This window comes from Veillonella sp. 3_1_44 (genome assembly GCF_000163715.1).
In the GTDB taxonomy this organism is placed as follows: domain Bacteria; phylum Bacillota; class Negativicutes; order Veillonellales; family Veillonellaceae; genus Veillonella; species Veillonella parvula_A.
Map to the genome: position 1 here is coordinate 92,355 of NZ_GG770199.1, position 21,626 is coordinate 113,980.

Below are 21,626 nucleotides of genomic sequence, written 5' to 3' on the forward strand. Positions count from 1 at the left end.
CTATGAAAGGAGTACATATGCTTTCAAAAAATGTAGATTTAAACAACACGGTAATCCTTGTAACGGGTGCCGCTGGATTTGTGGGGGCTAATCTAGTTATGTCCTTACTATCTGAAGCAGAAGGGACTCAAATTATTGGCATAGATTCTGTTAATGATTACTATGATGTAGCATTGAAAGAGTATCGATTGCAACAGATTGATGAACTTAGCAAAGATAATAAGAATATATGGATTTTTAAAAAAGGGAATATTGCAGATAAGTCCTTTGTTGATGAAATTTTTGCTATCTATAAACCACGAGTTGTAGTGAATCTAGCAGCTCAAGCAGGGGTTCGTTACTCTATTACTAACCCCGACGCCTATATCGAGTCTAATATTATTGGATTTTATAATATTCTAGAAGCTTGTCGTCATTCTTATGACGATGGTGAAAGAGGTGTAGAGCATTTAGTGTATGCATCATCTTCTTCTGTATATGGTGCAAATAAACAAATCCCATACTCTACAGATGATAAAGTAGATAATCCTGTATCTCTTTATGCAGCTACAAAAAAGTCAAATGAGTTATTGGCTTATTCGTATGCTAAATTATATAACATCCCTAGCACAGGGCTTCGTTTCTTCACTGTATACGGCCCTGCAGGTCGTCCAGATATGGCATACTTTGGTTTTACAAATACATTACGTAATGGTGGGACAATTAAAATTTTTAACTACGGCAATTGTAAGCGTGATTTCACCTATATCGATGATATCGTAGAAGGCGTTTCTAAGGTTATGTCCACTGCACCAGAGCGTCGCAATGGTGCGGATGGCTTGCCGGTTCCACCGTACGCTATTTATAATATCGGCAATAGCAACCCAGAAAATTTACTTGATTTTGTGCGCATTCTTTCAGAGGAATTGGTTTCTTCTGGCGTATTGTCAGAAGATTATAATTTCGAGGAGCATAAAGAATTAGTACCCATGCAACCAGGGGATGTGCCTGTTACATATGCTGATACAAGTGCGTTAGAAGCAGATTTTGGCTTTAAACCTAATACAACCTTACGAGAAGGGTTAAAGCGTTTTGCCATATGGTATAAAGATTTCTATATGATGGAGAGCAAATAAATGAAAATTGCAATTGCTGGTACAGGCTATGTAGGCCTTTCCAATGGTGTGTTGTTAGCTCAACACAATGAAGTGGTGGCCCTCGATATCATCCCAGAAAAAGTGGATATGTTAAATCGCAAGGAAGCACCTATTGTAGATGCGGAATTGCAAGAATATTTAGCCACTAAAGAATTAAACTTTAAAGCTACATTAGATCCTGTGGAAGCGTTTACAGGTGCTGAGTATGTAATTATTTCTACACCTACAAACTATGATCCACAAAAAAACTTCTTTGATACATCTTCTGTTGAGCAAGTCATTAAAGCCGTTTTAGAAATTAATCCTGATGCGGTAATGATTATTAAATCAACTGTACCAGTAGGTTATACTGTACAAATGCGTGAAGCGCTTAAAACCGAAAATTTAATCTTCTCCCCAGAATTCTTGCGAGAAGGTAAAGCATTATACGATAACTTGTATCCATCTCGTATTGTTGTAGGTGAGGACTCTGAACGCGCTCATCGCTTTGGTCAATTATTAGCAGATGGTGCTATTAAAGAAAATGTACCGCAGTTATATACTGACCCTACGGAAGCGGAAGCGATTAAATTATTTGCTAACACGTATTTAGCGTTGCGTGTAGCGTACTTTAATGAGCTTGACTCTTATGCGGAGGTACGTGGCCTTAGCACAAGTCAAATTATTAAGGGGGTTTGTTTAGATCCTCGTATTGGAGATTTTTATAATAATCCTTCCTTTGGCTATGGTGGTTATTGCTTGCCAAAAGATACAAAACAATTATTAGCTAACTATAATGATGTACCACAAAACTTGATTTCTGCCATTGTCGATGCGAATAGGACTCGTAAAGATCATGTGGCAGATACTATTATTGCAAAAAATCCAAAAATCGTTGGTATTTATCGCTTGACCATGAAAATGAACTCTGATAACTTTAGAGCGTCAGCGATTCAAGGTGTTATGAAACGTATTAAGGCGAAGGGCATTGCTGTAGTAGTATATGAACCTACACTAGATGCAGAAGATTTCTTCAACTCGCCAGTTATTCGTAATTTTGAAGACTTTAAGCGTGTCAGTGATGTCATTGTAGCTAATCGCTGGGATAATAGCTTAGAAGGTGTAAAAGATAAAGTTTATACAAGAGATATTTTTGATAGAGATTAATATAGCTATATGTATTGTGGCGTTTAGGAGAGTAGTATGAAACGTTGGATACTATATATTGTGTTAGGTCTGATTGTGTTTTTTATATGGGATAATTCCTTGCAAAATGGAGGAACCTCTGATGGGTTTAGTCTTATTTTTGCGGAGTGGCTTGCTCCTATAGCTGATAAATTAGGCTTTTACGGAAATATATGGGCCTTAAATAGGATTGTTCGAAAATTAGCCCACCTAACAGAGTTCACAATCCTTGGTGGTGTTTTATATGTAGTTCTACGACGTTATATTGAATATGGCACAGTAGTAAAAACTATAGGAGTGGGTATAGTAATAGCTTGTCTAGACGAATTTATACAATTATTTTCTCTAGGTCGCAGCTCTCAAGTTTTTGATGTATTGATTGATACAATTGGTATAATCATTGGTATATTGGTAGTAAAATTAGCTTATTATATTAGTCATGATAAAAGATAAAAGTATATTAAAAATTTAAAAATTATTAATATAATGATGCGTAAAATATGACTCATAATCATAGAGATTATGAGTCATATTTTATGAAGAATAAATGAATATATAAAAATTGTATTAAATGAACATATAATAATTTATCTATTTTTATAGAAAAATCACTATACACGCGACTGGTCTCTTGTTATAATCGTGAATGTAAAATGAATTCCAAAATTAAGTGAGAATAACATGAACTTTATATAAGAGGTCGATTTTTGAAAAGAGAATCGAAAGTAGAAGGGAAAGATTATGAGTCGCGTGGTTGATTTACATGGTTGCATTTTGCCAGCTGTGTTAGGTCCACAAGGGCCTCAAACAATGGCAGAATCAGTAAAAATGATTAAGTCCTTGTCTAAACAAGGTATTACAGATATTTTTAGTACGCCAGATGTTACAGTATCTATGGATCTGAATACATGGAATGCTATGAAATCTTTAGTTAATGAAGTAAAAGTTGCGATTAAGGAACAGCTAGTAGATGTAACTATTCACAGTGGAGCTCGCGTAATGCTTTGTGATGAAATGGTTGAATATATAGTCTTTCATCGCAATCAATATACGTTGGGAGATAGCCATTTTATATTAGTTGCTCTTCCACAAAATAGCAAAGTGCATCATATTAATGCATGGTTGTTAAGTCTACTAGATATGGGTATTGTACCTATTGTTAGTGAAGTAGAAACTTATGGACAATTATTTACTAAACCTGAACAATTATTAGAATGGGTTGATAAAGGTATTTTAATTCAATGTAATATGGCATCTTTTAATCATGGTAACGCTAACTATGATAGGGCTATTGAATTATATCGCAATGGTTTAATTCATTTCTTTGGCACTGGTTACAGCAATGGCTGTGATGTTAAAGCGTACCAAGGTTATGTGGAAGCAATTTCTAAATTAGACAATACATATAAAAAAGATTTGTTACCAAATATCCATCTTAATGAACGCGACCTCTTAGCTAATCGCACATTTTATCCCTCTGTCCCATCTAGTTGGGTAGGGAAAAAGGGTAATTTTTTGACTCGTCTATTTGGCTTTGCATTATAATTTACATAGGTTCTTTTGTCCATGTCATATTGACATAGAGAGGAGAGCCTATTTTTACTTTATGTTGTATTTGGGGTTGAAAACAACCACCATATATAGTATACTGAGAAGGCGGTAAAAATAGAGGGTTTTTTTAATAATTCTTCACATTTTTACATATAAATTTATAAAAAGTGTGATTTGCCATACTTTTTATACGTCTTAACATATATTTTGGCAGTAACAAGATGGGGAGGTTGCCAATATGTTGCAGGTCATTAAGCGAGATGGCACAAAGGTACCATTCGACAAGAACAAGATTGCTTTGGCTATTGAAAAGGCTGAACATAGTAGTACAGGGTTGTACGAAGAGGGCTTGGCACAGCGTATTGCAAATGAAATTGAGGAATATGCTACTAAGCTTCAAAAAGACATGACAATTTATGCTATTGAAGATCAAGTGTATTATAAGTTGATTGAGTATCATAATCCTGCAACGGCACGTGCCTATGAAGGTTACAAAGCTGTTCAAGCTTTTAAACGTCGTCAAAATACAACTGATGATGATGTAATTGGTTTATTAGATCGCAGTAATATAAGTGTTCTTGATGAAAACTCTAATAAGGATGCTGCTATAGTATCTACCCAACGGGATTTAATTGCTGGTGAAGTATCTAAAGATATTGCTCGTCGTAAATTGATTCCTACTGATATTTTAGAAGCTCATGATAGTGGGGCCATCCACTTCCATGATATGGATTATATTATTCAACCTATGTTTAACTGTTGCTTAATTAATTTGGAAGACATGCTTACAAATGGTACAGTAATCAATGGTAAGAAAATCGATACTCCTAAGTCCTTCCAAGTTGCTTGTACTGTAACAACACAAATTATTGCACAAGTAGCATCTGGTCAATATGGTGGTCAAAGTATTAATGGTATTGATCGTATTTTGGCACCATTCGTACGTAAATCTTATGAAAAAATCCTCAATAATGTTATTGAAGAGCAAGTTGAGATTTACGGCATGGAGCCTAATATGGAAAAGGCTCGTGAAATTGCGTGGAAACGTACGCGTAAAGAGGTTAAAGATGGTATTCAAACTATTCAATACCAAATTAATACATTGATGACTACAAATGGTCAATCTCCATTTGTTACATTATTTATGTATTTCCAACCAGACTATGAATACGCGAAGGAAGCGGCTCTTATTACAGAAGAAATTTTGCGCCAACGTATTAAAGGTGTAAAAAACGAAGCTGATGTATATATTACACCGGCCTTTCCTAAGCTGATTTATGTTCTTGATGAGCATAATGTAACACCAGATAGTCCATACTATTACTTAACTGAATTGGCAGCACAATGTACAGCTAAGCGTATGTACCCTGATTATATTTCTGCGAAAAAAATGAAGGAAAACTACTCAGGTAATGTCTTTAGTCCTATGGGGTGTCGATCCTTTTTATCTCCTTGGAAGGATGAAAATGGTGAATACAAGTTTGATGGACGTTTTAACATTGGTGTAGTAAGCTTGAACTTACCTCAAATCGGCATTCTAGCCCGAGGTAGTGAAGAACGATATTTTGAAATTTTAGATAAACGACTTGAGTTAGCAGAAAAAGCTCTAATGCTTCGTTATGAATTACTTAAGGACGTAGTGAGCGATGTGTCGCCAATCCATTGGCAACACGGTGCCATTGCAAGACTTAAAAAAGGCGAGAAAATTGCTAAATTCTTGACTGGCGGCTATGCGACTATTTCCTTGGGATATATTGGTATTTATGAAGCAACTCGCTTAATTACCGGTGAATCGAATACGGGCGAGAAAGGTCGCGTTTTTGCGATGAAGATTATGGATCGTTTAAATGCAGCTGTTGATGAATGGCGAGTTAAACATAACATGGGGTTCGCATTATATGGTACACCTGCTGAAAGTTTAACCCATCGATTCTCTTCTTTGGATCGCGCTCGTTTTGGTATTATTGAAGATATTACGGATAAAGGTTATTATACTAATAGTTATCATGTAAGCGTACGAGAAGAAATTAATGTATTTGACAAGTTCTCTTTTGAATCTGAGTTCCAAAAGAAATCTACAGGTGGCTGTATTTCCTATGCGGAAATTCCTAATATGACTAATAATATTCCAGCTGTTTTGACTATGATTCAATATATTTATGATCATATTTCTTACGCTGAATTCAATACCAAGTCTGACTACTGTCACGAATGTGGTTTCGATGGCGAAATCAAGGTAAACGAACATAACGAGTGGGAATGCCCTCGTTGCCACAATACAAATCGCGATAAATTAACTGTTATCCGTCGTACTTGTGGATACCTTGGTGAAAACTTCTGGAATGAGGGGCGCACAAAGGAAATTAAAGATCGTGTAATGCACATTTAAGATTATTAGAGGTATAGTTTTAATAATTATCCTGTATATTAAGCATATTAAGATAAACTGTTATATAGATTAATATAATTATCATAGACATCTAATGATGTGGATATTTTAATAGATATGATTTTAGTTCTAAATACGATAGTTTTAAATGGTAAAAGCTGTGCCTAAGGCACAGCTTTTACTGTATATATGAGAAATTGAAATATATCTATATAGTGTTGATCAAAGTTGATAGGCACTACTATGGAGGTTATGATGAGATATGGGCAAATAAGACAATATGATATTGCCAATGGAGAAGGGATTCGTACATCTATATTTGTAACAGGTTGTACACATTGTTGTTATAATTGTTTTAACGAAGAATACCAAGATTTTAATGCTGGTAAGGTATGGACGCAAGCTGAGACAGATTTAGTGGTTTCCTATGTGAAGAATCCTACATGTTCAGGTTTAACATTATTAGGTGGGGAGCCATTTCAAAATGTACAAGGCTTATTACCGGTGGTGAGAGCTGTTCGTGCAGCGGCGCCAGAAAAGAAGATTTGGGCCTATTCAGGCTATGAAATAGATGATATCTTAGTAGATGAGTTACGAAGTGCCTTATTACAAGAAATTGACATTCTCGTAGATGGTCGTTTTGTAGACGAACTTAAGGACCCTGCATTGCGCTTCAGAGGTTCCTCAAATCAGCGTATCATTGATGTTAAAAAGACATTAGCGGCTGGGGAAATTGTATTAGCGATGGAGTAAATATGATATATGATAAACGATTTATAGGTCTCATTATTATAGTTGGCTTTATAGCGGGGCTAGTAGGGGCTTCCTATACGCATTTATTACATGGAATCCAACATTTCGTATATAATTACTCTTCTGCTGATCATCTGAGCTTTGGTGCAGCTGTGGCCCGAGTATCACCGATAGAACGATTAATACCCTTAATTGTCTGTGGCGTGATAGGTGGCGTAGGTTGGGTTTTGATTCACAGATATGGTAAAGGCGTTGTAGATATAAAAACGGCAGTTTCTGGTAAAATGGATATGAATCCAATTACTACTGTTTTACATGCAACACTGCAAATAATTACGGTAGGTATTGGTTCTCCATTAGGTCGAGAAGTTGCACCACGTGAGGCTAGCGCTGGTATTACCACCTTTCTAGTGAAACATTTTGATATAAAGCAAGAAGACCGTCAATTATTAATTGCATGTGCTGCAGGTGCTGGCCTAGCTGCAGTTTATAATTCACCATTATCTGCGGCAATTTTTACATTAGAAACTTTGCTTCTTACTTGGAATGTACGTGCTATGAGTGCAGCCCTCTTATGTTGTGGTTTAGCTACATTTGTGACGCGACAAGCTGGTGTAGGAGATGTCATTCAATATACAATGGCACAACCTAGTTTGGGTAGTCACTATGTAGAGTTTTCTATTGCATTAGGAGCTATTATTGCAATTGGTGTTGTTTTATTTAATATTACACAAGGTAAGCTACCTGCCATTCATCGTAGTAGTCCTGTAATGATTCCCATTTCTATCGTAGCATTTACACTAATTGGTGTCTTATCTATGTATTTTCCTGAAATTCTTGGAAATGGTAAAGCAGGCAATGAGTTGACTTTTACGAACGATATCACATGGACATATGCATTGGGCTTATTTGGATCCAAATGGGTAGCTGTTTTACTTGCCTTGGCCGCTGGTGCATATGGTGGTCGTATTACTCCATCTATGATGTTAGGTAGCACTTTAGCCATCGTATTTGGCACTGTATGGTCTATTGCAGTAGCGCCGATATCTTTAGGTATGGCTGCTTTTGTAGGGGCCGTAGTATTCTTAGGCCTTGCACAAAAAATGCCTATGACATCCTGTGTGTTTATGCTTGAGTTATCCCGTTTCTCTGTAGAAATGTTGTTTCCTATAGCTTTAACAATGGGGACAGCACTTATGGTAGAGCAAATCATTCAATCAAAATTAAATAGCGCTAAGTAACGCTAAATAGTAGTTAATAAAAGTGAATATAATATATAGAAAAGAAGCGGATAGTTGAGTTAATCAACTATCCGCTTTTAATGTATATGTAATTATACAATTTTTGCGTTCTTATCGTATTCCTCGCCACCCGCATCAGGAAGCATGCCGTATTCTACAGTCCATAAGTGTTTATATTTTAGCGCTTGATTGTGAATACGTTCAATTTGCGTATCATCTGTACGAGCTATGCGAGCTGGGATTCCAACAACTAAAGAATTAGGTGGGATTACAGTGTTCTCCTTTATGACTGCACCAGCAGCAATAATAGAACCAGAGCCAATATGACAACCGCTCAATACAATAGCACCCATTCCGACTAATACATTATCTTCGATAGTACTAGCGTGTACTATCGCACCATGGCCAATTGTTACATAATCTCCAAGAATGCAAGCCTTGTCATCATCAACGTGTAATACAGAGTTATCCTGTACATTAGAATAGCGACCTACTACGATTTTATTTACATCACCGCGAAGTGCACAGTTTTGCCAAATGGAAGCATATTCTTTTAGTTCAACATCACCTGCAAGTTCTGCACCAGGCATAACACAACTTTTAGGATCTAATTTGGGGTATTTTCCGTGAAATGGTAACATAAGGAACTCCTAATTTATTAATTATACGATTTCAATAAGACGTTGTGCTTTACGAATAGACATGATAGCTTCGTTCATTACTGTTTGTACTATAGTGTGAGCAGGTTCAATAGTAGTAAGTCGGTTCAAACCCTGTCCAACTTGTACGGCACCATTTACAACATCACCATCGATAGCAGCACGTTTGTTAGTGCCTTGGGACATTTTAGTGCGTTCTTCAGGAGTAGTAACACCATCTGTTTCGGCAGCTAAGTAACGCGTAGTGAATTCGTTTTTTAAGCTACGTACTCCACCGTGGCCGGAGAGCAGACCTGTTACAACAGAGTCTGTATCTGTGGCTTTGATAATTGCTTCTTTCATATTTATGTGGGCTTGGCATTCTTCAGCTAACAAAAAACGGGAACCCATTTGTACACCTTCAGCACCCATCAATAATGCTGCTGCAATACCACGACCATCTACGATAGCGCCTGCTACAACAACAGGAATAGAAATCTCAGGTAAAATATTTTCCATTAAGGACATGGTTGTTTGGCTACCGATATGTCCACCGGCTTCCATACCCTCAATAATAATTGCATCAGCACCAGCTTCTTCAATACGTTTAGCAAGTTTTAGAGATGGAACTACTGGGATAACTTTAATGCCTGCATCTTGCAATGGTTTAATATATGGTACAGGATTGCCTGCTCCAAGTGTTACAAATGCAGGCTTTTCTTCAATGATAATATCCACTAGTTCGTCTTTATTAGGAGCCATTAACATGAGGTTGACTCCGAAAGGCTTATCCGTTAAGTTTTTACAGGCACGAATTTCGTTGCGCGTCCATTCTGCATCACGACCACCAAGAGCAATTACACCTGTAGCACCTGCATTAGCTACGGCAGCAACTAGTTTGTGTTCAGATACCCAAGCCATAGCGCCTTGGATAATAGGATATTCGATTTGTAAAAGTTGTGTTAACGCTGTTCTCATAAAGCCTCCTATGATAACAATTAAATTTACTGAAACTTTATTAAACCTTTATACGAGAATTTTATATAAGAATAATTTTATTTTCTTATATAAGAAATAGAGCATTAATAAAGTCAAGAATATATCAGTATATACTTATATACTAAAGAGATTAAGCTTATTATTGTTTGGAGATTATATGTAATCATATAATCTCTTCTCTATATAATAGTATAATATAGTAATTATGTACACCTTAGATAAGGTTATTATAGTTATTTCTTTAAACAATATGTTTTTAGAATTAATTTCTAATTATCAGATTAGAATAAACTGTTTAGCAGTAGTCTAAAGATAAAAAACTAAATGATAATATATTTCAAATGAGTTGAGTAGTAGAAAACCGCATAGTATCTATGATTATTAAATATTATAAAAAATGAGAAAATAAGAAAATGAGTATTGAAAAGTTTCGATGTCTTTGATATACTACATTACAGATAGAGTATCTGAATTAATTAAAGATAAACATTAAACAATAATTTTCAAGTGAAGGAGGAAATACACATGGAAAAATATGTATGCGTAGTATGTGGTTGGGTTTATGACGAAGCTGTTGAAGGCGTAAAATTCGAAGATCAACCAGCTGATTATGTTTGCCCTATTTGCGGTGTTGGTAAAGACCAATTCGAAAAAATGTAATTGATTTACCAAAAGGCTATCTTAAGTCCACTTGAGATAGTCTTTTTTATTTGACAAAGCACCATGTCATGTTTATAATATTATGAGTCGAGGTAAGATTATGAAACTGCAAGTAGAGCAAGCAAAAGAACATATAGGAAAGAAATTTCCTTATAGCTATACGATATCAGCCTCAGAGCTTGGTGACGTAACTGCTTTTCCTTGGAGCCGTCATGATATAACCATTAGTGGTGAGTTTTGGTTTGATGGTCAAAATTACATCGTTCAAGGTTCGATTCAGTCTAAAGGCAATTATGATTGTTCCCGTTGTTTAAATACAACAGAACATTATCGAAAAGATTTCTTTGAGGAAATCTTTAGTGATTGTCGAGATGCTGCGGATGATGTGAATTCTTTTGATGGAGAAGAAATTGACTTAACTGAACTAATTAGGGATACATTAATCATCAATGAGCCCTCTCAAGTGTTATGTCAGGATGATTGCAAAGGATTGTGCGTTCATTGCGGAGCAAATTTGAATGTTTCACCTTGTTCTTGTGAATCCTTTGTGGTGGATCCTCGATTTGCAGAGTTACGTGCTTTGCTTGATGAGAAAGATGATAGATTATCCTAATGATTGTACTAAGGAGGTGCAGATAATGGCAGTACCTAAACGTAGATTGTCTAAATGCCGTCGCGATCGTCGTCGTGCTAATTGGAAATTAGAAGCTCCTGGTTATGTAGCATGTCCACAATGCCACGAACCTAAGATGCCTCATCGTGTTTGCCCTACATGTGGTCACTATAAAGGTGAACAAGTAGTAGCTAATGCTTAATATGTGAGTGGAGAAAGACGCCTACCTAGTAGGCGTCTTTTTTATATGCTTTCAAATTATACACTCATAATTTTATATGTTTCGTTATCAATAGCAAGTGTGTCACTATTTTATAGTATGATTATTCTATAAGATGGTGATACATTTTTATTTTTTATAAACAAAAATACTAAAATATAAAAAAACAACTATATTTTGTATATGCTATGAAAATTTCTTACTATATGTATGAAAAGTCTTGCCAATAAGGGAATTATTGTATATACTTAGGATGTAATATTAATACTAGGTCATAAAAGGTGGTCCCATGAGTCGGTTAAAGAAGCAAGAGCGCCAGAAGCAGTTACAAGAAAAACTGAATATTACGCCATTTCTTACTGATGAAGAATTGGCAACACACTTTGGTGTAAGTGTGCCAACAATTCGTCTCGATCGACTAGAATTGGGTATTCCTGAATTGCGTGAACGCATTCGTGTTATGGCTACAGGTCAATCACATGAAATGGTAGAACATGTATCATATGAAGTGGTTGGTGAATTGATTGATGTCACCGAGGGGCACCAAGCATTATCTATGTTACGTACTACGGCTGATATGGAAGATCAATTCGGATATGTAGAACCGCAGTATTTATATGCTCAAGCAAATTCCCTTGCAAAAGCGGTTATGGGGACGACTGTTTGCTCTGCGGAAGTTGGAAATATAAAATATAAGAACCCAGTAGGATCTGGTACTAATTTGGTAGCGAAAGCAGAAATTATTCGTCGCCGAGGTAATAAGTTCTTTATTTGGGTTATAATAAGAGATAAAATAAAAGAAGTGTTTCGCGCAAAATTTATTATGGAATCCGTAGAGAATAGGGTGTAAATTATGAAAATTGCAATAGACGCCATGGGTGGCGACTTTGCTCCAATGGAGACTGTACTTGGATCCATTGAAGCCGTACGAGCAAATCAACACATTGAAGTGGTGCTCGTCGGCGATGAGCAGCAAATTTTTGATATATTAGAAGCTAATAATGAAGCTAAGAATCCACGTATTTCTGTACATCATGCTAGCCAGGTAATCGGTATGGATGAACATCCAGGTCAAGCATTGCGCAAGAAAAAAGATGCATCTGTTGTGGTCGCTACTTCGTTGGTTCGGGATAATCGTTGTGATGCTGTAATTGCTCCAGGTAGTACGGGAGCTGCTGTTGCAGCGGCTTTGTTTGGGCTTGGTCGTATTAAGGGGGTTGATCGCCCTGTTATTGCAACTCCGATGCCAACAGTCAATGGAATTACTGTTATGTTAGACTCTGGTGCAAATTCCAATAGTAAACCTAAACATCTTGTTCAAGGTGCTTTGATGGGATCTGAATACGCTAAGCTTTTATTAGGTAAAGAAAATCCTACTGTGGGATTATTAAATATTGGCGAAGAAGCCACAAAAGGGAACGATGTCGTATTGGCGACGTATCCGATTTTGGAGGGTATGAAGACTATCAATTTTAAAGGTAATATTGAAGGTCGTGATATTCCTAAAGGTGCCGTTGATGTTGTCGTATGTGATGGATTCGTAGGCAATGTGGTACTTAAATTTGCGGAAGGGTTAGTAACAGGTCTTACGCAATTAGTAAAGGATAGCATCATGGCAGGAAGTATTTTTGCCAAGATAGGAGCTATGCTTGTAAAGCCAGCCTTGAAAAAGATGGCAAAACGTTTGGATCACACAGAAAATGGTGGTGCTCCACTTTTAGGAGTTAATGGGGTATTCATGATTGCTCATGGTAGTTCTAAAGCAAAAGAAATAAAAACTGCTATTGAAATTGCTAGTGATTTAGTAGAGCGTAAAATTATTCAACACATAAGAGAAACGATGGATATTGAAGGAGCCTTAAAGTATGACTATGATGAATAAACCTGTAGGAATCATTGGTACTGGGAGCTTCCTTCCTGACAATGTAGTAACAAACTTTGATCTTGAAAAAATGGTTGATACCAATGATCAATGGATTAGAGAGCGTACGGGTATAGAAGAACGACGCATTGCACCGGAAGGTATGAATACATCCTATATGGCGACCGAGGCAGCAAAAAAAGCTATGCAAATGGCTAATGTCTCTGCAGAGGATATCGACATGATTATCTTTGCTACTCTAACACCAGATATGATTATTCCTTCGGCAGCTTGTGTATTGCAAGCAAACTTAGGAGCTAAAAACGCTGCAGCCTATGATTTACAAGCGGCATGCTCTGGGTTTGTATATGGATTGATTACTGCCGCTAGTTATATTAGCTCTGGTATTTATAAAAAAGTACTCGTTGTGGGGGCAGAAATTCTTTCTCGTCGAGTAAACTGGAATGATCGTGGTACATGTATCCTCTTTGGTGATGGTGCTGGGGCTGCAGTAGTATCTGAAGTACCTGAAGGCTATGGCATTAAAGGTATTGATATGGGCGCCGATGGCACTGGAGGATCAGCGCTTTGCATTCCTGCAGGTGGCACTGCTGTAGTAGCAAATGATCAACGCGTAGAAGAGGGCTTAACATTTATTCATATGGATGGCCCTGAAGTATATAAATTTGCCGTTAAAACGATGGGACGTACGGTTTTAAAATCCTTAGAACGTGCTGATATGGAGTTAAATGAATTAGATTACTTCATTCCTCATCAAGCGAATATTCGTATTATTGATTCGGCAGCCAAACGTTTACATCTGCCGATGGAAAAAGTTTTTGTTAATTTACATAAGTATGGTAATACATCTGCCGCGTCTGTAGCGATTGCACTTGATGAAGCTAATCGCGAGGGACGTTTCAAACGCGGTGATAATGTTGCGTTTGCAGGATTTGGTGCAGGCCTAACATGGGCAAGCCTGGTCTTGAAATGGTATTAAGGAGGACACATCAAGATGATTAAGACTGACATTTGTGATTTATTGCAGATTGAGTATCCAATCTTTCAAGGTGGCATGGCTTGGCTCGGTACTGCAGAATTAGCGGCAGCCGTTTCTGAAGCTGGTGGACTTGGGATTATTGGTGCTGGTCATATGCCTCCTGATATTTTCCGTAATGAAATCCATAAATTAAAAGAGCGCACTAGTAAGCCTTTTGGCTGTAATATCATGCTCATGTCTCCATTTGTAAAAGAGGTTATGGAAGTAGTCGTGGAAGAACGTGTTCCTGTTATCACTACAGGTGCAGGTAATCCTGGTGTTTATGTTCCCGCTTTGAAAGAAATTGGTACAAAAGTTATTCCTGTAGTTGCATCAGTATTACTAGCAAAGCGCTTATTACGTGGTGGTATTGATGCAATTATTGCTGAAGGTACAGAGTCTGGTGGTCACGTAGGTGATATTACAACTATGGCATTAATTCCTCAAGTAGTTGATGCTGTAGATGTACCAGTTATTGCTGCCGGAGGTATCGCAGATGGTCGTGGTATGGCCGCGGCATTTGCATTAGGTGCTAAAGCGGTACAAATGGGGACACGATTCGTATTATCCGAAGAATGTATTGCCCATGAAAATTATAAAAATGCTGTATTGAAAGCAAAAGATCGTGCTACAGTTATGACTGGTTTAACAACAGGTCATCCTGTACGTATTATAGATAATGCGTTAGCTCATAAATATAAATCCCTTGAATTCAGTGGTGGATCTAAAGAGGAATTGGAAGCATTAGGTGCTGGTACACTTCGTTTAGCTGCTATTGAGGGTAATGTAAAAGAAGGTTCTGTAATGATCGGTCAAATTTCTGGTATGTTAACAGATGTTAAACCATGTGAAACTATCATTAAAGATATTATGACTGAAGCTGAAACTGTGATTAAGAATCTTCAAGGTCTTAGTAAATAAGGAGGCCCCTAATGAAAACGGCATTTGTTTTTCCTGGTCAAGGTTCTCAAAAAGTAGGCATGTTACAAGATTTGTATAATGCGTACCCTATTGTGAAACAACGTTTTGAAGAAGCTGACGAGGCACTTGGTTATTCTATCAGTAAATTATGCTTCGAAGGTCCTGATACAGAGCTCGTTAAAACAGCAAATACACAACCAGCTATTTTGACTGCATCCGTAGCTTGTTATGAAATTCTAAAAGAACAAGGCTTTACGCCTGACATCGTAGGCGGGCATAGTCTTGGTGAGTATAGTGCTCTAGTAGCAGCCGGTGTATTGAACTTTAAAGACGCAGTATATGTAGTTCATAAACGCGGTGAATATATGCAAGAAGCTGTGCCATTGGGTAAAGGCGCTATGGCAGCAATTTTGGCATTACCTCGTGAGCAAGTTGTAGAAATCTGTGAAGAAGTAAATGCTTCTGTAGGTTCTGTACAAGCAGTTAACTTCAATTGCCCTGGACAAATCGTTATTGCCGGTGAAACTGCAGCGGTGGAAACAGCAGCTGAAAAAATGAAAGAAGCAGGAGCAAAACGCGCAGTAATGCTTCCGGTAAGTGCTCCATTCCATAGCCGTTTGATGGAACCCGCAGCTCTTCGGTTAAAGGAAGAGTTGGATAAGATCCAAGTGTGTGATGCACAAATTCCTGTAGTTGCAAATGTTACTGGCAAGATTTTGACTAATGCAAATGATATTAAAGAGTCCTTAGTTACTCAAGCCGCTAACCCTGTCTTGTGGGAAGATTGTGTAACTGAAATGGTAAACTTTGGTGTTACTCGCTTTGTTGAAGTGGGGCCTGGGAAAGTACTCACAGGTTTTACTAAAAAGATTAACAAAGATATGGAATTAGCTAATGTTGAAGACATTGCATCCTTAGAGAAAACGCTTGAATTTTTGAAGGGGGTTCGATAAAATGCATTTAGAGGGTAAAGTAGCCATTGTAACTGGCGCATCCCGTGGCATTGGTCGCGCTGTAGCTATCAATCTAGCACAATCTGGTGCTGATATTGTAGTAAACTATAGCGGTAGCGAAGGTGCAGCACAAGAAACGGTTGAAGCTGTACAAGCGTTAGGCCGAAAAGCCATTAAATTTAAAGCTAATGTAGCAAATGCTGATGAAGTTGCTTCCATGGTGGAAGAAGCTCATAAAGAATTTGGTCACATTGACATTCTCGTAAATAATGCGGGTATTACGCGCGACGGTTTGTTGATGAGAATGAAAGACGAAGATTTTGATGCTGTAATTGATATCAACCTTAAAGGTGTATACTTGGTAACTAAAGCAGTATCTAAAATCATGATGAAACAACGTTCTGGTCATATTATCAACATGACATCTGTTGTAGGTGTTATTGGTAATGCTGGTCAAACTAACTACGCTGCTTCTAAAGCGGGCGTAATTGGTTTTACTAAGTCCTGTGCTAAAGAATTGGCTAGCCGTGGTATTACAGTTAATGCTATTGCACCAGGCTTTATCAATACAGATATGACTGATGTATTACCAGAAAAAGTTAAAGAAGCTATGGTTACTCAAATTCCGTTGGGCCGTATGGCTGATGCCGAAGAAGTAGCAACAGTAGCAACATTCCTTGCTAGCGATTTTGCTAATTATATTACGGGTCAAGTCATCAATGTTGATGGTGGCATGGTAATGTAGTTGTAAAATTAGACTATATATAAATACACTTTGAAAGGAGGTGAACCACTAATGAACACTTTCGATAAAGTTAAAGCAATCGTTGTGGAACAATTAGGCGTTGATGAAGCTGAAGTTACCATTGATTCTACATTCATCGACGACTTAGGCGCTGACTCCTTAGATATCGTTGAATTGATCATGGCATTTGAAGAAGAATTCAATGTTGAAATCCCTGACGACGTTGCAGAAAAAATTAAAACCGTTAAGGATACAGTAGAATATATTGATTCTGCTAAATAAGCTGTAAAGCTAACAATTCAACCGAACGGGAGGCCGAGTGGCCTCCCAACCGGTTTTATTTACAGGAGGATTTGATAGTGAAGCTCCCTGAACTTCGCATTGGGAATCTAGTGGCCAAAGTACCTATTATTCAAGGTGGTATGGCGATTAGATTGTCTACAGCTCGCTTGGCAGCAGCCGTTGCAAATGAAGGTGGTATCGGCCTTATTGCGGCATCGGGCTTGCCTTTCGATGAATTACGATACGAAATACAATTAGCTAGAAAATTATCACCTACGGGTATTATTGGTATAAATGCGATGGTAGCAGCAACTCAATTTGCTGGCTTAGTAAAGACTGCCATCGAAGAAGGCATTGATCTTGTAGTAGCAGGTGCTGGTTTTTCAAGAGATATGTTCGCAATGGGCAAAGAGTCTGGTACTCCTATTGTACCAATTGTTTCGTCCGCAAAATTAGCTCGCATTTCTGAAGGTTTAGGTGCTGCAGCTGTAATCGTAGAAGGCTGTGAAGCTGGTGGACACTTGGGGACGGATCGTTCCGCTCGAGAAATCGTTCCCGAAGTTGTAGCAGCGGTAAAAAACATTCCAGTAATTGCTGCTGGTGGTGTTCTAGATGGCCATGATATCGTTGAAATGTTAAAAATCGGCGCTAGTGGTGTTCAAATGGGTAGCCGTTTTGCTGCTTCTGATGAATGTAATGCATCTGATGAATTGAAAAAAATGTATGTACGAGCTACAAACCCTGAGGATATAGTATTGATTCAAAGTCCTGTTGGTTTGCCTGGTCAAGCAATAAAAAACAAATTTGCTGAATCTGTTTTAGATGGTACTGTAGCGCCTCCAACGGTGTGTGATAACTGTTTAAAACATTGTTCCCATAAATTCTGCATTATCCGTGCTCTTTCTCGCGCACAACAAGGTGATGTGGAAACGGGGTTGGTGTTCTCTGGCAATAATATGAGAAAAGTCGATAGGATTATGCCAGTTAAAGATATCTTTGCTCAATTAAAACAGCAAGTAGCAGAGATTGATTAATTTAAAGGGCTGTATAGCTATAAGAGGTGGAATAATTGGAAAAACGTGTAGTAATTACTGGCTTAGGGGCAGTGACTCCTGTAGGTATCGGTAAAGAGAACTTCTACAATGCGTTATTGGCAGGTCAATCTGGTATTGGGCCGATTACACGCTTTGACGCATCTGACTATGCAACACGCATTGCGGGTGAAGTAAAAGACTTTGATATTACAAACTATGGGGTAGACAAGAAAGAAGCTCGTCGTATGGACCGTTCTGTAGAATTTGCTATCGGTGCAGCTGTTCTTGCTTGTGAAGATGCTGATCTTGATTTAGATAAAGCAGATTTAGATCGCTGTGGTACTGTAGTTGGTACAGGTATAGGCGGCATTGACTCTATCCATGAGGTGTATGAAACATTATTCGAAAAAGGTCCTGGCCGTGTAAGTCCATTTGCAGTACCTATGATGATTGCAAATATGACATCTGCACGCGTATCTATTCGCCTTGGTCTTAAAGGTCCAGTTATTACAGACGTAACTGCTTGTACTTCTGGTACAAATGCGATTGGCGATGCATTCCGTATCATCCAACGTGGAGATGCTGATGTGATGTTTGCTGGTGGTACTGAGGCTGCGGTATCTCCGGCTGCTGTAGCTGGTTTTGCGGCTATGAAAGCTATGTCTACACGCAATGATGAGCCAACAAAGGCGTCCCGTCCATTTGACCGTGACCGTGATGGTTTCGTAATGGGTGAAGGTGCTGGTATCGTAGTTCTTGAAGAATTAGAACACGCAAAAGCACGCGGTGCGCATATCTATGCTGAAGTTGTGGGCTATGGTAGCAATGGTGATGCTTACCATATCACTGCACCAGCTCCAGGTGGTGTTCAAGCTCGTAAATGTATGGAATTAGCAATTAAAGATGCAGGTATTGATCCTAAAGACGTTAACTACATCAATGCTCATGGTACATCTACTGGCCTTAATGACCAAAATGAAACATTGGCTATTAAAGAATTGTTCGGCGATCACGCTAAAAATATCGCTGTTAACTCTACTAAATCCATGACAGGTCACTTATTGGGGGCTGCTGGTGCTATTGAAACTATCGTAATGGCAATGGCGATTGAAACTGGTAAAGTTCACCCTACAATTAACTGTGACAATCCTGATGAAGGTTTGGATCTGGACTATGTTCGTGAAGGCGCACGTGAACTTCAAGTAAAATGTGCACTTTCTAACTCTTTCGGTTTTGGTGGTCATAACGGTACACTTTGCATTCGCCGTTATGAAGCTTAATGGTTACTATCGAAACGCATAAGAGTAAGATAACACAAGCTCGTGAAGAATCTCTTCATGAGCTTGTTGCTCGTTTAGACATACCTGTGTCAGATATATCCATTATAGATTGTGCTTTTACACATACTTCTTATGCGAATGAACATAAATCAAAGCATATTCATCACAATCAGCGATTAGAGTTTTTAGGCGATGCTGTTTTGGATCTTATTATTGGGGAATACCTATTTAAGACATATCCAGATATGGCTGAAGGTAATTTAACGAAAATTAAGGCCGCTACAGTGTGTGAGGATTCTTTAGCATCTGTGAGTCGTTCTTTGCAACTAGGACAATATTTATTGCTCGGTCATGGAGAACGCGCTTCCGGTGGTAACGATAGAAACTCTATATTAGCGGATACCTTTGAGTCTCTCATCGGTGCCATTTATATTTCTACAGATTATCAAACGGCTATGGCCTTTGTTTTAAAGCATTTAACTACCTATATCATGCAAGCCTTAGAAGGTAAGCGGGGCAAAGATTATAAGACATTATTACAAGAATATGTGCAACGTGATGGGGATAAACATATTGTCTATCATTTGCTCAGTGAAAGTGGTCCCGATCATGCTAAAACCTTCCATATGGAGGTTGAAATTAATGGTGTTACTTACGAGGCCGGCTCTGGTAAAAGTAAAAAAATTGCAGAACAACATGCGGCTCAATTGACTTTAGAAAAGTTGATGGCTGATAAATAGAAAAGCGCCGAATGGCGCTTTTTTTGTATAATAGTATGTGAGTAATATATAGTATGTGAGTAATAATCTATATAATGGTAGATGAATAATGATCTATATAATGATAGATGAACAATAATCTATATAATAATAGATGAATAATAATTTTTACATAAGAAGAGGAGGTGTCTATGAAACCATTTGGTATGATTCCCTTTTTTATACCTCACGTAGGTTGTCCCTATGTGTGTACATTTTGTAATCAATCTCGTATTACAGGCCAATCTGGTATTAGTCACCTAACTCCAGAATATATACAACAAACAATCAAAGACTATGTAGGAACAAAGCGGAATGAAAAGTTTTGGGAGGTTGCCTTTTATGGTGGATCATTTACGGCTATTATTAAAGATTTACAACATAAATTATTAATGCCTGCCTATGAAATGCTTCAACAGGGCCTCATTGATGGCATACGCTGTTCTACAAGGCCCGATGCTGTAGGAGATGAAGCGATTACATTATTACAGTCTTATGGAGTAAAAACTGTGGAACTTGGTGTGCAGTCTATGAATGATGGTATTTTAGTCGATGCTAAGAGGGGGCACACGGCACAAGAGGTAGTAGAGGCTGTTACACGATTAAAACATCGTGATATGACCGTTGGGGTTCAACTTTTACCGGGACTAAAAGGAGAGACATGGCAAACCATAATAGAAACGGCCATTGCAGTAGCCGCATTACGACCTGATTTTGTACGTATCTATCCCGTACTAGTTATAGAAAATACAGAGCTAGCCGAACAGTATAGAGCTGGAGAATATAAACCACTAAGTACTGAGCTAGCTATACAGTATTGTTCATTTTTAAAAGATTGGTTTGAACAGCATGGCATTGAAGTCATTCGCACGGGTTTACAAAGTACAGAAGAATTAGATTCTAGGAATAGCTTAGTAGCGGGGCCATATGAGCCCGCTATGGGGGAGCTGGTTGTGAACGAACAGTATAAGCAGCGAATTGAACGTTGTATTGATGAGCATGCATCTCAGTATACGTACGCACTAAGTAACGATTGTTTTAATCTAACTGACTACGCTACTTATGAAAAGCTAGGATTTAGTGGAGTTAGTGCTTATAATGCTGATAATAGTGGATATATAGATAACACTAATAATGATAGAACAAATTATATTAGGAATAATGGTATTGCAGTACAGCATAATATTGTTATTTCTTATCCGAGATGCTTAACATCTAAGGTGCGAGGCCTTAATAATCGAAACGTTAAATACTTTCAGATTCAGTATCCGCAGTATGCATTTGAATGGTGTGAAGAACGCACGAGAAATACCGTTCGTTGCTGTATTGATGGCCTGCAATATGTGTTATAATAAAAGATATGATTATTTAGGGTTGTTGGTAGAAAGG

General features: G+C 37.9%; 23 protein-coding genes. 21 read left to right on the forward strand and 2 right to left on the reverse strand.

From position 1 onward, the window contains the following. Positions 1 to 17: 17 nt before the first annotated feature. The 7 genes from HMPREF0873_RS00415 (at position 18) to HMPREF0873_RS00445 (ending at position 8,234) form a co-directional block, all read left to right on the forward strand. Complete coding sequence (locus HMPREF0873_RS00415) at positions 18 to 1,115, forward strand: NAD-dependent epimerase/dehydratase family protein (protein WP_008713687.1); 1,098 nt, start codon at positions 18 to 20, stop codon at positions 1,113 to 1,115. Further along, positions 1,116 to 2,282: a nucleotide sugar dehydrogenase gene (locus HMPREF0873_RS00420; protein WP_008713688.1), complete on the forward strand. Its 1,167-nt coding sequence runs from the start codon at positions 1,116 to 1,118 to the stop codon at positions 2,280 to 2,282. 36 nt (positions 2,283 to 2,318) lie between these two features. Further along, entirely contained in the window at positions 2,319 to 2,753 is a 435-nt protein-coding gene (locus HMPREF0873_RS00425; protein ID WP_008713690.1) for a VanZ family protein, read from the forward strand. 288 nt (positions 2,754 to 3,041) lie between these two features. Beyond that, on the forward strand, positions 3,042 to 3,845 hold the full coding sequence (locus HMPREF0873_RS00430) for a tyrosine-protein phosphatase (RefSeq protein ID WP_008713693.1): 804 nt from the start codon (positions 3,042 to 3,044) through the stop codon (positions 3,843 to 3,845). Between the two features lie 244 nt (positions 3,846 to 4,089). Continuing rightward, complete coding sequence (gene nrdD / locus HMPREF0873_RS00435; RefSeq protein WP_004693410.1) at positions 4,090 to 6,240, forward strand: anaerobic ribonucleoside-triphosphate reductase; 2,151 nt, start codon at positions 4,090 to 4,092, stop codon at positions 6,238 to 6,240. A 255-nt stretch (positions 6,241 to 6,495) separates the two neighbouring features. Beyond that, a complete protein-coding gene (gene nrdG / locus HMPREF0873_RS00440; RefSeq protein ID WP_008713695.1) occupies positions 6,496 to 6,993 on the forward strand; it encodes an anaerobic ribonucleoside-triphosphate reductase activating protein in 498 nt (165 codons plus the stop codon). A 2-nt stretch (positions 6,994 to 6,995) separates the two neighbouring features. Beyond that, positions 6,996 to 8,234 carry a chloride channel protein gene (locus HMPREF0873_RS00445; protein WP_008713697.1) on the forward strand — a complete coding sequence of 413 codons (1,239 nt, stop codon included), beginning with the start codon at positions 6,996 to 6,998 and terminating at the stop codon, positions 8,232 to 8,234. 92 nt (positions 8,235 to 8,326) lie between these two features. Here the strand turns inward: HMPREF0873_RS00445 and HMPREF0873_RS00450 are convergent, their stop codons facing one another. Then, positions 8,327 to 8,875, reverse strand: a complete 549-nt coding sequence (locus HMPREF0873_RS00450; protein WP_008713700.1) for a gamma carbonic anhydrase family protein — start codon at positions 8,873 to 8,875, stop codon at positions 8,327 to 8,329. Positions 8,876 to 8,896: 21 nt separating this feature from the next. Next, complete coding sequence (locus tag HMPREF0873_RS00455; protein WP_008713701.1) at positions 8,897 to 9,850, reverse strand: nitronate monooxygenase; 954 nt, start codon at positions 9,848 to 9,850, stop codon at positions 8,897 to 8,899. Between the two features lie 546 nt (positions 9,851 to 10,396). On the opposite strand from HMPREF0873_RS00455, the gene HMPREF0873_RS00460 reads away from it, so the two are divergent. The 14 genes from HMPREF0873_RS00460 (at position 10,397) to HMPREF0873_RS00525 (ending at position 21,589) form a co-directional block, all read left to right on the forward strand. After that, positions 10,397 to 10,531, forward strand: coding sequence for a rubredoxin (locus tag HMPREF0873_RS00460; RefSeq protein WP_004693422.1), 135 nt, complete (start codon positions 10,397 to 10,399; stop codon positions 10,529 to 10,531). Between the two features lie 100 nt (positions 10,532 to 10,631). After that, on the forward strand, positions 10,632 to 11,144 hold the full coding sequence (locus tag HMPREF0873_RS00465) for a DUF177 domain-containing protein (RefSeq protein ID WP_038125328.1): 513 nt from the start codon (positions 10,632 to 10,634) through the stop codon (positions 11,142 to 11,144). 25 nt (positions 11,145 to 11,169) lie between these two features. Further along, positions 11,170 to 11,346 carry a 50S ribosomal protein L32 gene (rpmF, locus tag HMPREF0873_RS00470; protein WP_004693428.1) on the forward strand — a complete coding sequence of 59 codons (177 nt, stop codon included), beginning with the start codon at positions 11,170 to 11,172 and terminating at the stop codon, positions 11,344 to 11,346. 307 nt (positions 11,347 to 11,653) lie between these two features. Then, positions 11,654 to 12,214, forward strand: a complete 561-nt coding sequence (gene fapR / locus HMPREF0873_RS00475; protein ID WP_008713703.1) for a transcription factor FapR — start codon at positions 11,654 to 11,656, stop codon at positions 12,212 to 12,214. 3 nt (positions 12,215 to 12,217) lie between these two features. Continuing rightward, a complete protein-coding gene (gene plsX, locus HMPREF0873_RS00480; RefSeq protein ID WP_008713706.1) occupies positions 12,218 to 13,246 on the forward strand; it encodes a phosphate acyltransferase PlsX in 1,029 nt (342 codons plus the stop codon). Then, positions 13,230 to 14,225 carry a beta-ketoacyl-ACP synthase III gene (locus tag HMPREF0873_RS00485; RefSeq protein ID WP_008713708.1) on the forward strand — a complete coding sequence of 332 codons (996 nt, stop codon included), beginning with the start codon at positions 13,230 to 13,232 and terminating at the stop codon, positions 14,223 to 14,225. The genes plsX and HMPREF0873_RS00485 overlap by 17 nt, the downstream gene beginning before the upstream one ends. A 15-nt stretch (positions 14,226 to 14,240) precedes the next feature. Next, entirely contained in the window at positions 14,241 to 15,185 is a 945-nt protein-coding gene (gene fabK / locus HMPREF0873_RS00490; protein WP_008600662.1) for an enoyl-[acyl-carrier-protein] reductase FabK, read from the forward strand. 11 nt (positions 15,186 to 15,196) lie between these two features. After that, positions 15,197 to 16,138, forward strand: a complete 942-nt coding sequence (gene fabD / locus HMPREF0873_RS00495; protein WP_008713710.1) for an ACP S-malonyltransferase — start codon at positions 15,197 to 15,199, stop codon at positions 16,136 to 16,138. Position 16,139: 1 nt separating this feature from the next. Beyond that, a complete protein-coding gene (gene fabG, locus HMPREF0873_RS00500) occupies positions 16,140 to 16,883 on the forward strand; it encodes a 3-oxoacyl-[acyl-carrier-protein] reductase (RefSeq protein ID WP_008713711.1) in 744 nt (247 codons plus the stop codon). Between the two features lie 51 nt (positions 16,884 to 16,934). Then, positions 16,935 to 17,165, forward strand: coding sequence for an acyl carrier protein (locus HMPREF0873_RS00505; RefSeq protein WP_004693441.1), 231 nt, complete (start codon positions 16,935 to 16,937; stop codon positions 17,163 to 17,165). Between the two features lie 77 nt (positions 17,166 to 17,242). Continuing rightward, the gene (locus HMPREF0873_RS00510) at positions 17,243 to 18,199 is read left to right on the forward strand and encodes a nitronate monooxygenase family protein (protein WP_004693443.1); all 957 of its coding nucleotides are present in this window, start codon (positions 17,243 to 17,245) and stop codon (positions 18,197 to 18,199) included. Between the two features lie 35 nt (positions 18,200 to 18,234). Further along, positions 18,235 to 19,479, forward strand: coding sequence for a beta-ketoacyl-ACP synthase II (gene fabF, locus HMPREF0873_RS00515; RefSeq protein WP_004693446.1), 1,245 nt, complete (start codon positions 18,235 to 18,237; stop codon positions 19,477 to 19,479). Beyond that, positions 19,479 to 20,219, forward strand: coding sequence for a ribonuclease III (gene rnc, locus HMPREF0873_RS00520; RefSeq protein ID WP_004693448.1), 741 nt, complete (start codon positions 19,479 to 19,481; stop codon positions 20,217 to 20,219). Before fabF ends, rnc begins: the two co-directional genes overlap by 1 nt. Positions 20,220 to 20,389: 170 nt before the next feature. Further along, positions 20,390 to 21,589, forward strand: a complete 1,200-nt coding sequence (locus HMPREF0873_RS00525) for an elongator complex protein 3 (protein ID WP_038125330.1) — start codon at positions 20,390 to 20,392, stop codon at positions 21,587 to 21,589. Positions 21,590 to 21,626 lie beyond the last annotated feature (37 nt).